Annotated in this window: 16 protein-coding genes; 4 read left to right on the forward strand and 12 right to left on the reverse strand. The window is 61.3% G+C overall.

From position 1 onward, the window contains the following. Positions 1–39 precede the first annotated feature (39 nt). The 4 genes from pyrH to MKI86_RS00970 form a co-directional block, all read right to left on the reverse strand. Positions 40–762, reverse strand: coding sequence for a UMP kinase (gene pyrH / locus MKI86_RS00955; RefSeq protein WP_241595961.1), 723 nt, complete (start codon positions 760–762; stop codon positions 40–42). 205 nt (positions 763–967) lie between these two features. Then, positions 968–1,894, reverse strand: a complete 927-nt coding sequence (gene tsf, locus MKI86_RS00960) for a translation elongation factor Ts (RefSeq protein ID WP_241595964.1) — start codon at positions 1,892–1,894, stop codon at positions 968–970. Positions 1,895–2,128: 234 nt separating this feature from the next. Beyond that, a complete protein-coding gene (gene rpsB / locus MKI86_RS00965) occupies positions 2,129–2,890 on the reverse strand; it encodes a 30S ribosomal protein S2 (RefSeq protein WP_134649136.1) in 762 nt (253 codons plus the stop codon). A gap of 243 nt (positions 2,891–3,133) precedes the next feature. Next, positions 3,134–3,961: a cell envelope integrity EipB family protein gene (locus tag MKI86_RS00970; RefSeq protein ID WP_241595967.1), complete on the reverse strand. Its 828-nt coding sequence runs from the start codon at positions 3,959–3,961 to the stop codon at positions 3,134–3,136. Positions 3,962–4,139: 178 nt separating this feature from the next. Here MKI86_RS00970 and MKI86_RS00975 point away from each other — a divergent pair, with 178 nt between their 5' ends. From MKI86_RS00975 to MKI86_RS00990, 4 genes are read left to right on the forward strand one after another with little or no spacing between them, the layout of a single operon-like run. Further along, on the forward strand, positions 4,140–4,604 hold the full coding sequence (locus tag MKI86_RS00975) for a RidA family protein (protein WP_241595970.1): 465 nt from the start codon (positions 4,140–4,142) through the stop codon (positions 4,602–4,604). Continuing rightward, the gene (locus MKI86_RS00980; protein WP_241595973.1) at positions 4,604–5,329 is read left to right on the forward strand and encodes a glycerophosphodiester phosphodiesterase; all 726 of its coding nucleotides are present in this window, start codon (positions 4,604–4,606) and stop codon (positions 5,327–5,329) included. The genes MKI86_RS00975 and MKI86_RS00980 overlap by 1 nt, the downstream gene beginning before the upstream one ends. Position 5,330: 1 nt before the next feature. Further along, entirely contained in the window at positions 5,331–6,524 is a 1,194-nt protein-coding gene (locus tag MKI86_RS00985) for a GNAT family N-acetyltransferase (protein WP_241595976.1), read from the forward strand. Positions 6,525–6,539: 15 nt separating this feature from the next. Then, positions 6,540–6,962: an HIT family protein gene (locus MKI86_RS00990; RefSeq protein ID WP_241595978.1), complete on the forward strand. Its 423-nt coding sequence runs from the start codon at positions 6,540–6,542 to the stop codon at positions 6,960–6,962. A gap of 6 nt (positions 6,963–6,968) precedes the next feature. Here the strand turns inward: MKI86_RS00990 and MKI86_RS00995 are convergent, their stop codons facing one another. The 8 genes from MKI86_RS00995 to MKI86_RS01030 all read right to left on the reverse strand — a co-directional run bounded on the left by MKI86_RS00995 (position 6,969) and on the right by MKI86_RS01030 (position 13,852). After that, entirely contained in the window at positions 6,969–7,313 is a 345-nt protein-coding gene (locus MKI86_RS00995; RefSeq protein WP_241595980.1) for an AzlD domain-containing protein, read from the reverse strand. Continuing rightward, positions 7,310–8,050: an AzlC family ABC transporter permease gene (locus MKI86_RS01000; RefSeq protein WP_241595984.1), complete on the reverse strand. Its 741-nt coding sequence runs from the start codon at positions 8,048–8,050 to the stop codon at positions 7,310–7,312. Before MKI86_RS01000 ends, MKI86_RS00995 begins: the two co-directional genes overlap by 4 nt. Before the next feature lie 65 nt (positions 8,051–8,115). Next, a complete protein-coding gene (clpA, locus tag MKI86_RS01005; RefSeq protein WP_241595987.1) occupies positions 8,116–10,629 on the reverse strand; it encodes an ATP-dependent Clp protease ATP-binding subunit ClpA in 2,514 nt (837 codons plus the stop codon). 9 nt (positions 10,630–10,638) lie between these two features. Further along, positions 10,639–10,989, reverse strand: a complete 351-nt coding sequence (gene clpS / locus MKI86_RS01010) for an ATP-dependent Clp protease adapter ClpS (RefSeq protein WP_134649127.1) — start codon at positions 10,987–10,989, stop codon at positions 10,639–10,641. 247 nt (positions 10,990–11,236) lie between these two features. Next, on the reverse strand, positions 11,237–11,590 hold the full coding sequence (locus MKI86_RS01015) for a phasin family protein (RefSeq protein WP_241595990.1): 354 nt from the start codon (positions 11,588–11,590) through the stop codon (positions 11,237–11,239). Between the two features lie 217 nt (positions 11,591–11,807). After that, positions 11,808–12,011, reverse strand: coding sequence for a DUF3126 family protein (locus tag MKI86_RS01020; protein WP_241595993.1), 204 nt, complete (start codon positions 12,009–12,011; stop codon positions 11,808–11,810). Positions 12,012–12,142: 131 nt separating this feature from the next. Next, the gene (gene cysE, locus MKI86_RS01025) at positions 12,143–12,976 is read right to left on the reverse strand and encodes a serine O-acetyltransferase (RefSeq protein ID WP_241595996.1); all 834 of its coding nucleotides are present in this window, start codon (positions 12,974–12,976) and stop codon (positions 12,143–12,145) included. Between the two features lie 90 nt (positions 12,977–13,066). Then, positions 13,067–13,852, reverse strand: coding sequence for an alpha/beta fold hydrolase (locus MKI86_RS01030; protein WP_241595999.1), 786 nt, complete (start codon positions 13,850–13,852; stop codon positions 13,067–13,069). Positions 13,853–13,858 lie beyond the last annotated feature (6 nt).

Here is a 13,858-nt window from a genome sequence, read left to right on the forward strand (position 1 = left end):
AGGACGACTGCACGCGATGAGCGTACAGCCGATCCAGAATCAGTTGTCGGTTACGATGGTTCCGCGGCCGCCACCGGTCAATATTTCGGCAAATCCACCCTTTTCGTGGATCGAGAACACGATGATCGGGATCGAATTCTCGCGCGCCAGCGCAACGGCGGCGACATCCATGACGGCCAGGCCCTTCTCCAGAACCTCGCTATGCGTCAACTGGTCGAAGCGCGTGGCGGTCGGGTCCTTCTTCGGGTCTGCCGAGTAGATGCCATCGACCTGAGTTCCCTTGAAGATCGCCTCGGCACCCATCTCGGCGGCGCGCAGCGCGGCGGCCGAATCCGTCGTGAAGAACGGATTGCCCGTGCCACCCGCAAAGATGACGACGCGGCCGAGCGAGAGGTGGTAGAGTGTGGCGCGTTGCGAGAAGCTCTCGCAGATTTCCGGCATCGCGATGGCCGACAGCACGACGGTATCGATGTCGAGCTTGCGCAGCGAGGTCGCGAGCGCCAGTGCATTGATGACAGTCGCCAGCATGCCCATGTGGTCGCCGGTAACGCGATCGCCGCCCTTGGAGGCAACGGCGACGCCGCGGAAGATATTGCCTCCGCCTACGACGACACCGACTTCGACGCCCAGCGCGCGCGCTTCGGCAATATCGGAGGCGATGCGGTCGGCAACGGCGACATCGATGCCGAAGCCCTGCGAGCCCATCAGCGCCTCACCCGAGGCTTTCAGCAGAACACGTTTGTAGATTGGCGTGGCGGTCATCGTCGCTCCTGAACTCGTGTGCCTGCTCACCCGATCCGGCCGCCGGGTGGACACCGGGTCGGCTCCGCACGAGGCAGTCCTGGCCGCAGAGAAATTTCGGGGCAGGCATTTCGGCAAGCCGGATACACGAAGGGCGCCGCGTTGTCACGCGGCGCCCTCCTCTTTTCCAAACCGAGATTACTTTTCCCTTGCGGGAGAAGTGAAATCAGCCCTTTGCAGCGGCTGCGACTTCAGCGGCGAAGTCCGACTCTTCCTTTTCGACGCCTTCGCCGAGCAGGAGGCGGGCCATGCCGACGACTTCGATCGGCGCGCCGACGGTCTTTTCAGCTTCCTTGACGGCAGCGCCGACGGTCAGGTCGGGGTTCATGACGAAGGCCTGCGACAGCAGGGCGACTTCTTCGAAGAACTTGCGCATACGGCCTTCGACCATCTTCTCAATGATGGCGTCCGGCTTGCCGGAAGCGCGCGACTGCTCGATGAAGACGTTGCGTTCGCGCTCGGCGACGGCAGCATCGACTTCTTCGGCGCGGATCGCGAGCGGCGCGGTTGCTGCAATGTGCATGGCAACCTGGCGGCCGATAGCGTTCAAGGCTTCCTTGTCGCCGGTCGACTTGAGCGCGACGAGAACGCCGAGCTTGCCGAGACGGTCGGCAGCAGCGTTGTGGATATAGGTCGCGACAACGCCATCCTCGACCGACAGGGCGGCCGAGCGGCGCAGGTTCATGTTTTCACCGATGGTGGCGACGGCGTCCTTGATCGTGTCGGTGACCGACTTGCCCGTTGCCGGGTACGTGACGGCGCCAACGGCTTCGACAGTGCCATCGGTGGTGAGCGCTACGTCGGCAATGCCGCGAACCATGCCCTGGAAGGCATCGTTGCGCGCAACGAAGTCGGTTTCAGAGTTGACTTCGACGACAACGGCCTTGGTGCCGGAAGAAGCGACCCCGATGAGACCTTCGGCAGCCGTACGGCCCGACTTCTTGTCGGCCTTGGCGATGCCCTTGGCGCGCAGCCAGTCGATTGCCGCTTCGATGTCGCCGTTGTTTTCAGCCAGCGCCTTCTTGCAGTCCATCATGCCTGCGCCGGACTTTTCGCGCAGTTCCTTCACCAGTGCAGCGGTGATTTCAGCCATTGTGAGCCTCTTGTCGGTTGTTGCGTGCCGCCGGAAAACCTCGGCGAACTCAAGGTTTTGGGAACGAATGTACCCGGAAATATGACAGGGTGATGAAGATCACCTCCGGCCCGTTGCCTCTGATGCAACCGCTTGGATTGCCGGCGGCAGGGCCTTCAAACAAGCCGAGGCCAGGGATCGTCTCTCTGGCCTCGGTTGATCAGGAAGCTGGAGCGGATCGCTCCTGCCTGGGCCTTACGCTTCGGCTTCGAGAGCCGGCTCGACCGGAACTTCGGCGGAGGCGCCGAGGTCACGACCCGAGGCGCCCTGCTGGCGCGCGATGCCGTCGATGGCGGCGCGGGCGATCAGGTCGCAATACAGAGCGATGGCGCGCGAGGCGTCGTCGTTGCCGGGGATCGGGAAATCGATCGGATCCGGATCGCAGTTCGAGTCGATGACGGCGACGACCGGGATGCCGAGACGCTTGGCTTCCTGGATCGCGATCGATTCCTTGTTGGTGTCGATGATGAACATCAGGTCCGGGGTGCCGCCCATATCGCGGATACCGCCAAGAGCCTTTTCAAGCTTCTCGCGTTCGCGCTCGAGGTTCAGGCGTTCCTTCTTCGAGTAGCCCGAGCCTTCCGAGGCCAGGATCTCGTCGAGCTTGCGCAGACGCTGGATCGAGTTGGAGATCGTCTTCCAGTTCGTCAGCATGCCGCCGAGCCAGCGGGCGTTGACGTAGTACTGGGCAGAACGCTTGGCAGCGTCAGCGATGATGTCGGAAGCCTGGCGCTTCGTGCCGACGAAGAGAACGCGGCCGCCACCTGCAACGGTGTCGCTGACGACCTGAAGGGCGCGCGACAGCATCGGAACGGTCTGTGCCAGGTCGATGATGTGAACGTTGTTGCGATCGCCAAAGATGTACGGCTTCATCTTCGGGTTCCAGCGGTGCGTCTGGTGGCCGAAGTGGATGCCGGCTTCAAGAAGCTGGCGCATAGAGAAATCGGGCAATGCCATGCCTAGTTATCCTTTTCCGGTTGAACCTCCGCGAGACGAACAGCCCTTCCTTCGGAAGCGCCACCGGTCGGAACAGTCCGGATTTCTCCCGAACAATCCCATGTCTCACGTGTGGAATGGCTGCCCCATACCCCCAGTTTCCCGGTAAATCAAGGGCAGTCGGGTAAAAAAGCACCTACGGACGCTCTTTGGCCGACGCCATCACACAGGCAAAGGCATGTCCGCGTCCAAGCGGCAGACAGCCTACTTGCAGTCCTGCTGCTTGAGCATCTCGAGCTTGGCGAGCTTTCCGCTCAGCACGAACTCACCGTAATCCATCGTGAGATCACGGGTGATGCCGTTCTCATAGAGCTTGAAGGACATGCGGTAGACCGGCAAAGCGTCGCCATCACTGGTGTCGTTGTAGTAGGCAACGGAAACCGGCCAGAATGCCTGCTTGGAGAAGGTCCCCGCCTTGTCGGCATCCGGATCGCCTGCCTTGGGCTCTTCCTTCTTGCCGACGACGGCGGTCGTCATCAACGTCTTGTCGCCCGAATCGGAGCCGTCGAAGATGCGCGATTCGAAGAACCGCTCACCCTTCTTGGCGTGGTCGATCACCTCGAGCATGTGTTCGGTCGGAAAACGGCTGGCGGCCAGTTCCACCTGCTTGGTATCCGGCGCGGTCAGATCGACACTGACGCCGGACTTTTCCTCGCGCGCAGTGCCGCGCACTTCCTTGTCCAGCTTCTCGTCGGTGAAGGAGCGGGTCAGGAAGCGGAAGCTGCCGTTCTTCAGGTCCTCGTAGGTCGTGGTCTGCTGGTCGGTGAGGCGCGTTTCCTCGCCCGTGTTGACCTGCGTGACGAAGCGGAAACTCACGGTATAGCCATCGCAGGGGCTGCCGTTGAATTCATAGACCATGCGGCCATACATGCCGGCGATGCCGGAACGCTCGCTCGCATCCTTGAGCTGGAGGTCATAGACGGCGCGATGCGGCGCAAGCCCGCTCGCCGGGTTGGCGTAAGCGCTGGTCACGCCGCTGCCCGCGACACATGCCCCGGCCGCGAGTGCCGTGACAAAGGATGAACGAAACATCCGTTTCCTCCTGTTGAATCCAGCGGCGATGTTATATGAACTCTTCCGGCAAAAGCGAGGCAATATCCGGGCGATGACATATTCATTTGCAAGAGTGCGATCTGCCTTGCCGCAATGCCCCTGACAGTCGAACCGCGCCGACCCTATCTAGGGTGGTGATCACACTACGGAGACCGGAATGTCCGCTGAAATCGAAAAACGCGTCAAGGACCTGGGTTACGATATCCCGGTCGCCGCAGCCCCTGCAGCCAATTACGTTCCCTTCGTCATCAGCGGCAATGTCCTCCACATCTCCGGCCAGCTGCCGATGCTCGAGGGCAAAATCGCGGTGAGCGGCCATGTGGGCAAGGATGTCGATGTGGCGGGCGCCCAGAAGGCCGCCGAACTCTGCGCGCTGGGCCTGCTCGCCCAGGCCAAGGCGGCACTTGGCGACCTGTCGCGCATCAAGCGCGTCATCAAGATCAACGGTTTCGTCGCCTCCACGCCCGATTTCGTTGAACAGCACCTCGTCATCAACGGCGCCTCGAACTTCCTCGTCGGCGCGCTGGGCGATGCCGGCAAGCATGCGCGTGCTGCCGTCGGCATGGCTGCCCTGCCCTTTAATGCGGCGGTCGAGATCGACGCCATCATGGAAATCGCCTGATGCACAAATTCAATTGGCTGACCGAGCGCCCGATTGCGCATCGCGGCTACCACGATCTCAACCGCGCCGTCTGGGAGAACACGCTTTCGGCGTTCTCCCGCGCGGTCGAGGCCGGCTTCTCTATCGAGTGCGACCTGCAATATGCGGCCGATGCAATTCCGGTCGTCTTCCACGACGATGATCTGAAACGCTTGTGCGGCATCGAGGGCGATGTGCGCCAGCGCACGGCCGGCGAACTCGCGCTGCTGCCGATCGGCGGTACGGGCGACCGCATACCGACACTGAGACAGCTTCTCGATCTCGTGAAAGGCCGCGTGCCGCTGATCCTGGAACTCAAGGGCCGAAACAGCGATGACGAGGGTTTCGCAATGGCGGTTCTCGACGCACTTGAAGGCTACGATGGACCGGTCGCGCTGATGAGCTTCGACCACTGGCTTCTCAAGGACCTGACGGCGATCGGTACCGACCGCCCCGTCGGGCTGACGGCCGAGGGTGCTCGTCCGGAAAACTTCGCTGCGCACGAGGAAGCCATGCAGTATGGGCTCGACTTCATCTCCTACCACTACGGCCACCTGCCCAACGCCTTCATCAGCCGCCAGCGCGACCTCGGCAAGCAGATCATCACCTGGACCGTTCGCGACGAAGAAGCGCGCACGATCACGGCACTCAACGCGGACCAGATGACCTTCGAGGGCTTCGATCCGCACGAGCCTCTGACAGCATAGGATGACGGAAACGGTGCACATCCGCGTCGAAACGACTTTCGCCGATATCGCGGCGGACGACTGGGACCGCCTTTCCGGCGCCTCCCGGGCGGATGCGCAAACGCCCTATAATCCCTTTATCAGCCATGCCTTCCTGTCTTCACTCGAGGAATCGGGATGCGCGGTCGCCGAAACCGGCTGGCTCGGCCAGCACCTGCTTCTGGAGGGCGACGACGGGGCGCTGCTCGGTGCCCTGCCCGCCTATCTGAAAAATCACAGCCAGGGCGAATATGTTTTCGATCATGGCTGGGCGGACGCGTTCGAGCGCGCCGGCGGGCGCTATTATCCCAAGCTTCAGGCCTCCATCCCCTTCACGCCGGCCACCGGCCCGCGACTGCTCTCCCGCGTCGGCCAACCCGTCCTTCCCACACAGACGGCTCTTGCTGAGGGACTGAAGGAACTGGCGAAACGGCATGGAGTCTCATCGGCGCATGTCACCTTTGCGCCGCAGGACGAAATGCCGGTCTTCGAGGCTACCGGCTATCTGCACCGCACCGACCAACAGTTTCACTTCATCAATGAGGGCTACGGCTCACATGACGATTTTCTCGAAACGCTGGCGTCGCGCAAGCGCAAGGCGCTAAAGAAGGAGCGCCGCGCAGCCCTCGAAAACGGCATAGAGATCGACTGGCTGACAGGCGCGGATCTCACCGAATCCATCTGGGACCAGTTCTTTGCCTTCTACCTGGATACCGGCAGCCGCAAATGGGGCCGCCCCTATCTGAACCGGGAATTCTACAGCCTGATCGGCGAGCGCATGGCGGAAGATATCCTGCTGGTCATGGCCAAGCGCGGCGGCCGCTATATCGCGGGCGCGATCAATTTCATCGGCAGCGATACGCTTTTCGGCCGGCACTGGGGTTGCGTCGAGGATCATCCGTTCCTGCATTTCGAGGTCTGCTACCATCAGGCCATCGACTTCGCGATCGCCAAGGGCCTCACGCGCGTCGAAGCCGGTGCGCAGGGCGAGCACAAGCTGGCGCGCGGCTACCTGCCGGTTACCACCCATTCTGCGCACTACATCACCCATCCGGGGCTCCGTCGGGCTGTCGCCGAATACCTGGAACGCGAGCGACGCGATGTGGAAATGGTGGGCGAGTATCTGGCCGAACACGGACCTTTCCGACGCGGCGGCGACAATAACGAGACTGAGTGAGACCGGGAGACGGGCATGAGCTATGACACCAACAACATCTTCGCAAAGATCCTGCGCGGCGAAATCCCGTCGCACCGCGTCTATGAGGACGAGCATACGGTCGCCTTCATGGATGTGATGCCGCAGGCAAACGGGCATACCCTCGTCATTCCGAAAGCCAATTCCCGCAATATCCTGGATGCTGATCCCGAAACGCTGTCGCGCCTGCTGCCTGTCGTGCAAAAGGTCGCGAAGGCGGCAAAGGAGGCTTTCGACGCGGATGGCGTGACTGTCATGCAGTTCAACGAACCCGCCGCCGGCCAGACCGTCTATCACCTGCATTTCCACGTCATCCCGCGCGTAGAAGGTGCAGCCCTCAGGCCGCATTCCGGGACGATGGAAGATCAGGGCGTGCTTTCTGCAAATGCGGAGAAGCTTCGCAAGGCACTGGCCGGCTGAGACTGCTCAAAGGCCGGTGAGCGCAAGTCCCGCGGCCAGGAATGCGATGGCCGCGGCGATGCCAAGAGGCTGGCGGAAACGCCCGCCGATGAAAAAGCAAAGGGCGCCGAACAGGATCGACCCGAGCCGCAGCCACAGAGGCGAGTTCTCAAGAGCGCCTGTCGGGAAGAAGATGAGCTTGGCGATGACCGCGGCCACCAGCGCCGTGGCGACCGCCCTCACCCAATTCAGCGTTTCGGAATTCTCGTCGATCCGCTTGCCGGCAATCACACCCGCCCAGCGCCAGATATCTGTTGCCAGCCAGCCAGCGATGGCGATGTAGATATAGGGCCAGACGCCGTCGAAGCTCATTGCCCGGCCTCCTTCTGCCGCAACCGTTTCTCTCCCCACCATGCCAGCGTGCCGCCGATTATGCCGGCCAGCAGGATATCGTATTCCGGTGCGATGACGGCAAAGAGGTAGCCGAGGGCAAGGCCGACGCCGAGCGCCCAGTAGATCACGCGATGACGCGCCGAAATCCAGATCGAAGTGAGGAAGTAGACCGGCGTCAGGAAGAAGAGGCAACCGGACACGATAGGCGGAAAGCTTGAAACGGCGCCGTAGACGAGGCCGACCAGTATGATGTTCGTCAACGTCAGCGTGATGCCGAAACCGGCAAAAAACGCCACGCGGCCGGAGCGCGGCACGTCGCGTACCTTCTCCATGGCGAAGACCCACGCGGTGATCGCGACGAAGTGAGAGATGATGAGCAGCAGCCAGGTCGGCGTGCGACGATCACGAATTTCCGGAATGAGCGCTGCAACCATCGGCATCATGCGCACGGAAGAAAGCGTCACGGCGATGAAGGCGGTCGCGACATGCGCGCCTGACAGCATGGAGCCGACGAGGATGACCTTGGCCGGAAGCGCCCAGACCATGCCGGTCATGAACATCACCTGATCGACGGGAATGTTCGCCTCCGCCGTAAAGGCCGCAAAGCCCACGAAAGACAGCATCAGGATGATGGCCGGCAAGCTAAAAAGACCGCGCATGCCGATGAGGAACCAGTGGATCTGGGATTGGGTGTCTGGCGCCGTGTCAACCGTCATCAGGAATCTCGTGCAAAAAGAAAGCCGGGCAGTTTCGTGCCCGGCCTGTATCGTTTGTAAAGCCGTTATTTCTTGCGCGGCACCTTCGGCACGGCGCTGGAAGACTTCCGCGGCGGCTCGTCCTTTGGCTCCGCGGCCTTGGTTTCGGCCGCCTTCTTCGACGACTTCGCCTTGGCTGGGGCTGCCTCGGCGGCAACCGTTTCCTTGGCCTTGCGCGGCTTTGCCTTCTTGGCGGCAGCCTCTTCCACTTCGGCCTTCGGCTTGATCGGTGCAGTCTCCGGCACGGCATCGAGGATCAGGCCCTTCGAGCCGTCCTCCTTGGTGCCGACAGAAACACGAACGACGCCGCCCTTCTTGAGCTTGCCGAAGAGGATCTCGTCGGCCAGCTTCTTCTTGATGTTTTCCTGGATGACGCGCGCCAGCGGGCGGGCACCCATCTTCTCGTCGTAGCCCTTCTCGGCCAGCCAGGCGATTGCGTCCTGCTGAAGATCGAAGGTGACGTTGCGCTCGGCCAGCTGGGTTTCCAGCTGCATGACGAACTTCTGAACGACCTGATGGATAACCGGCGTCGGCAGCGAGCCGAACGGGATGATCGCATCGAGACGGTTGCGGAACTCCGGCGTGAACAGGCGGTTGATCGCCTCCATGTCCTCACCTTCGCGCTTGGACGACCCGAAGCCGATGGCGGCCTTGGCCATGTCGGATGCGCCCGCATTGGTCGTCATGATCAGGATGACGTTGCGGAAGTCGATCTTCTTGCCGTTATGGTCGGTCAGCGAGCCGTGATCCATGACCTGCAACAGGATGTTGTAGAGGTCCGGATGCGCCTTCTCGATTTCGTCGAGCAGCAGAACGCTATGCGGATGCTGGTCGACGCCATCGGTCAGCAGACCGCCCTGGTCGAAGCCAACATAGCCGGGAGGTGCACCAAGCAGACGCGACACCGTGTGCCGCTCCATGTATTCCGACATGTCGAAGCGCAGCAGTTCCACACCGAGCGAGGCGGCAAGCTGCTTGGCGACTTCCGTCTTGCCGACGCCCGTTGGGCCGGAGAACAGATAGCTGCCGATCGGCTTGTTCGGCTCGCGCAGGCCCGCACGGGACAGCTTGATTGCCGAAGCCAGCGCCTCGATTGCGAGATCCTGACCGTAAACGACCGAGCGCAGTTCCTTGTCCAGGTTGGCGAGCACCTGCTCGTCATCCTTGGAAACCGTCTTCGGCGGAATGCGGGCCATGGTGGCGATCGTCGCCTCGATCTCCTTTTCGGTGATCATCTTGCGACGCTTGCCGGCCGGCAGGAGCATCTGGGCCGCACCGGTCTCATCGATCACGTCGATCGCCTTGTCCGGAAGCTTGCGGTCGTTGATGTACCGTGCCGAAAGCTCGACGGCGGTCTTGATCGCCTCGTTGGAGTACCGCAGCTTGTGATACTCTTCAAAGTAGGGCTTGAGGCCCTTCATGATCTCGATCGTGTCATCGATGGTTGGCTCGTTGACGTCGATCTTCTGGAAGCGGCGCACGAGCGCCCTGTCCTTCTCGAAGAACTGGCGGTATTCCTTGTAGGTGGTCGAGCCGATGCAGCGGATAGCACCCGAGGAGAGCGCCGGCTTCAGGAGGTTGGACGCATCCATAGCGCCGCCGGAGGTGGCGCCGGCGCCAATGACGGTGTGGATTTCGTCGATGAACAGCACGGCGCCCGGATACTCCTCGAGTTCCTTGACGACCTGCTTCAGACGCTCTTCGAAGTCACCGCGATAGCGGGTGCCGGCAAGCAGCGTACCCATGTCGAGCGAGAAGATCGTGGCGTCCGCCAGCGCTTCCGGAACCTTGCCTTCGACGATGCGCTTGGCAAGGCCCTCGGCGATGGCCGTCTTGCCGACGCCGGGATCACCCACATAGAGCGGATTGTTCTTGGAACGGCGGCACAGAACCTGGATGGTACGGTTCACCTCGGCGTGACGGCCGATCAGGGGATCGATCTTGCCGCCCTTGGCCTTCTCGTTGAGATTGACGCAATAGGCGGTCAGAGCATCCTGCTTCTTGGCTGGTTCTTCCTGCTCGCTGCTGCCGTTGCGCTGCTGCTTCGGCTCGCCTTCTGTCTCGTCCGAGCCGCGGACAGGCCGTTGCTCGGAGGCGCCCGGCCGCTTGCCGATGCCATGCGAGATGAAATTGACGGCGTCGTAGCGCGTCATTTCCTGCTCCTGCAGGAAGTAGGCGGCGTGGCTCTCGCGCTCGGCGAAGATCGCCACGAGCACGTTGGCGCCCGTCACTTCCTCGCGGCCGGAAGACTGAACATGGATGACCGCGCGCTGGATGACACGCTGGAAGCCGGAGGTCGGCTTGGAGTCTTCCTCATATCCGGTCACGAGGTTGGCGAGGTCGTGATCGACATAGTCGGTAACGGTCTTGCGCAGCGCATCGAGGTTCACGTTGCACGCGCCCATCACGGCCGCCGCATCGGAATCGTCGATCAACGCCAGAAGCAGATGCTCCAGCGTCGCATATTCGTGGTGACGCTCGTTCGCGAAAGTCAGTGCCTGATGGAGCGCCTTTTCAAGGCTTGCAGAAAATGTTGGCACGTTGGTTCCTCATTTCTTTTCCATGACACATTGCAGCGGGTGCTGGTGCTGGCGGGAGAAATCCATCACCTGTGTCACTTTGGTTTCGGCAACCTCGTAGGTGAACACACCACATTCGCCCACGCCATGATTGTGCACATGAAGCATGATCCGCGTGGCCGCTTCCCGGTCCTTCTGGAAGAAACGTTCCAGAATGTGGATCACGAACTCCATGGGCGTGTAGTCGTCATTCAGAAGCAGGACGCGATAAAGACTCGGCTTCTTGGTCTTCGGCTTCGTGCGGGTAATGACGGACGTGCTGCGGCCGGGAGTATCGCCGCCGTCTTCGCCATCCTGCATTCGAACCCGTCTCACTTCCATTTCCTGTTCATTCCCTGACTGCGTAGTCCGTCTCGAGGTTGCCTCTCGACGTGTTATCTAATGTCTCGACACACGATTGTAAGACCCTCGCTTCGCACTGCAATCATAATCGCGGACCATCCGAAGGAAATAGCGAAATTTGCCGCCAGCGCGCCAGCCTCGCGCAATCCCCGAAACGGAAAACGACCGACTGCGGTTGCCCGCGGCCGGTCGTTGAACGTCATGCGCGTATTAAGGCGTGTCGGCCTCAGGCGGCGACTGCGGCCTTCGCTGCTGCGGTGGCCTTGGCAACCGGCGCTTCGTAAGGCTTGTAAGCGCCCTTGGCGAGATCGGCATAGAGCTCGCCGATCTTGGTGGCTTCGGCGACGAAGCCTTCATAGGAAGACTTCACGAATGCGGATTGCAGTTCGACGGCCGTCTCGATGCTCTTTACGCCCGAGAGTTTTTCGAAATGGGCAAGGCTGTTTTCGAAGGACTTCTTGGAATAGTCGGCGGTTTCCGTGGCGATCGCCTGCCAGCCCTGCGCGAGATTGGTATAGCTCTTCACGAACGTATCCATGGCTTCCTTGTTCTTCTTGCTTGCCTCGTCGAAATTGAACATCGAAGTCTCCTTTGGTCCCTTGTGACTTGGTTGATATATATATGCAGCGCACAAAAAAGTCAATGTATATGCTGCAATGCAATATTCCATAACCAAAGCAAGACGTTGGACGATAGGTATGATTATTGGCGCTGACAAAAGCCAATTTGCCAAAAAACAATAACAAAAGGCCCGGCGCCAAGGGCAGCCGGGCCTTGTTTTTGGGAAATCCTTGAGATCAGAGATCGATGTCGAGGATCGCCATGGAGAAGTTGTAGGACAGTTCGCCGTCTTCGTCGTCGCGGAAGATGACGCCGAGGAACTCGTCGGCGAGATAGACTTCGGCGGATTCATCTTTGCGCGGGCGGGCCTTCACGACAATCTCCTTGTTGATATTGCGCTTGAAGTAGGCCTCGAGCTTCCTGATTTCTTCCGGCGTCACGATACGTCTCCGTCAACGATTTGATGTGCCGCGCTTCTCGCACCTGCTCCCTGGCGTGTAAACCCTTCAATGCAGGTGCGAGCCGACTTTTCCCGCGCTCAGGCGTTCAAGGCGGCGCCTCGCCGGCGCCGCTAGAGATCGTAATCGAAGGCCGCAAGTAGCTGGTCCATCGCACGCGACGGCTCGTTGCAACCCGCCTCGCCCACCACGCGCGCCGGCACACCCGCCACGGTCGATTTCGGCGGAACGGGCTTGAGAACGACGGAACCGGCAGCGATGCGCGAGCAATGGCCGATATGGATATTGCCGAGGATTTTCGCGCCAGCACCGATCATGACACCGTCACCGATCTTGGGATGGCGGTCGCCGCCTTCCTTTCCGGTGCCACCGAGCGTGACGTTGTGGAGGATCGAAACGTTGTCCCCGATGGATGCCGTCTCGCCCACGACCAGACCCGTCGCATGGTCGAGGAAGATGCCCTTGCCGATGCGCGCGGCCGGATTGATATCCGTCTGGAAGACGCTGGAGGAGCGGCTTTGCAGGTAAAGCGCGAGGTCACGCCGGCCGTTGTTGTAGAGCCAGTGGGCGACACGGTGCGTCTGGATGGCGTGGAACCCCTTGAAATAGAGCACGGCATCGAGGAACCGCAGGCATGCGGGATCACGGTCGTAGACCGCCTGAATATCGACGCGCAGGATACCGCCCCACTCCGGCCAGTCTTCCAGCATCTCGTCGAAGATCTGGTGCAGCAGATTGGCCTGCAGGTCCGGATGATCGAGACGCTCGCAGACCCTATGGATGACGCTTTCCTCAAGCGAGTGGTGGTTCAGCACTGTCGAATAGAGGAAGGCAGCCAGCAGAGGCTCGGCCTGGGCGGCAACACGTGCTTCCTCGCGCAGGCTGTCCCAGATCGGATCCATAGCCTTGAGCCGCTCGGCAGCCCGCAGTTCGTTCGTCGCGACCATCGCCGCACTCCTTGTCGTCATTCTCGTCCATATATAGAACAAACCAAGGGCGAGCGAAATGCCCCGGTCGTCATTGTCATGAAGGCCGCCTCAGCGTCCTTCGATCTCCGCATAGAAATCCAGCACCGCGCGCTTGAACACCTTGTCGCCGACCGCGAGCATGTGGTCGCGCCCGGGAATGTCAAGCGCCCGCGCATCCGGCATGAGGGCCGCCAGGGTCTGCGGCGCACCGGCAATGTCGTCTTTCGTGCCGACCCCGATCAAGGCCGGCATGTCGATACGGGCCATATCGGCTTCCGTCAGCAGGTCGCGCGATGTCATGATACAGGCAGCAAGCGCCTGCCGGTCGGATTTCGTCTGGTCGGCGAAGGCCCTGAACATGCGACCGCGAGCATGAGTCACGTCGTCAAGCGATGGCGCCAGCAGCGCGTCTGCAATTGGATCCCAGTCGCCCACGCCTTCGACCATGCCGATGCCGAGCCCACCGAAGACGACGGATCGCACCCGATGCGGATGGGCCAGTGCCATGAAGGCCGTGATGCGCGCACCCATCGAATAGCCGAAAACATGCGCTTCGGGGATCGCAAGATGATCGAGCAGTGCCGCAGCATCGCCAGCCATCAGCGGCGGCGTATAGAGTGCGGGCTCGTGCGGCTTGGCGCTGGCACCGTGTCCGCGATTATCGAGCGCGATAACGCGGTAGCCAGCATCCCCCAACGTCTTCAGCCAGCCGGGAAACACCCAGTTGACATTGGCGCTGGAGGCGAAGCCGTGAATCAGCAGCACGGGATCGCCGGAGGGATCGCCCTCATCGAAAAAGGCCAGTTCGAGACCTTCGTGGGTGAACCGGGAAAAGGGCGGAGGATCAATATTCATCGCGAG

Origin of the sequence: Shinella sedimenti, from assembly GCF_022601905.1 — a bacterium.
GTDB classification, from domain to species: domain Bacteria; phylum Pseudomonadota; class Alphaproteobacteria; order Rhizobiales; family Rhizobiaceae; genus Shinella; species Shinella sedimenti.

What these genes read in the sequence shown, in the direction of transcription:
- pyrH (WP_241595961.1), bottom strand. Translation starts at nt 762, where the DNA reads ATGACCGCCACGCCAATCTACAAACGTGTTCTGCTGAAAGCCTCGGGT.
- tsf (WP_241595964.1), bottom strand. Translation starts at nt 1,894, where the DNA reads ATGGCTGAAATCACCGCTGCACTGGTGAAGGAACTGCGCGAAAAGTCC.
- rpsB (WP_134649136.1), bottom strand. Translation starts at nt 2,890, where the DNA reads ATGGCATTGCCCGATTTCTCTATGCGCCAGCTTCTTGAAGCCGGCATC.
- MKI86_RS00970 (WP_241595967.1), bottom strand. Translation starts at nt 3,961, where the DNA reads ATGTTTCGTTCATCCTTTGTCACGGCACTCGCGGCCGGGGCATGTGTC.
- MKI86_RS00975 (WP_241595970.1), top strand. Translation starts at nt 4,140, where the DNA reads ATGTCCGCTGAAATCGAAAAACGCGTCAAGGACCTGGGTTACGATATC.
- MKI86_RS00980 (WP_241595973.1), top strand. Translation starts at nt 4,604, where the DNA reads ATGCACAAATTCAATTGGCTGACCGAGCGCCCGATTGCGCATCGCGGC.
- MKI86_RS00985 (WP_241595976.1), top strand. Translation starts at nt 5,331, where the DNA reads ATGACGGAAACGGTGCACATCCGCGTCGAAACGACTTTCGCCGATATC.
- MKI86_RS00990 (WP_241595978.1), top strand. Translation starts at nt 6,540, where the DNA reads ATGAGCTATGACACCAACAACATCTTCGCAAAGATCCTGCGCGGCGAA.
- MKI86_RS00995 (WP_241595980.1), bottom strand. Translation starts at nt 7,313, where the DNA reads ATGAGCTTCGACGGCGTCTGGCCCTATATCTACATCGCCATCGCTGGC.
- MKI86_RS01000 (WP_241595984.1), bottom strand. Translation starts at nt 8,050, where the DNA reads ATGACGGTTGACACGGCGCCAGACACCCAATCCCAGATCCACTGGTTC.
- clpS (WP_134649127.1), bottom strand. Translation starts at nt 10,989, where the DNA reads ATGGAAGTGAGACGGGTTCGAATGCAGGATGGCGAAGACGGCGGCGAT.
- MKI86_RS01015 (WP_241595990.1), bottom strand. Translation starts at nt 11,590, where the DNA reads ATGTTCAATTTCGACGAGGCAAGCAAGAAGAACAAGGAAGCCATGGAT.
- cysE (WP_241595996.1), bottom strand. Translation starts at nt 12,976, where the DNA reads ATGGTCGCGACGAACGAACTGCGGGCTGCCGAGCGGCTCAAGGCTATG.
- MKI86_RS01030 (WP_241595999.1), bottom strand. Translation starts at nt 13,852, where the DNA reads ATGAATATTGATCCTCCGCCCTTTTCCCGGTTCACCCACGAAGGTCTC.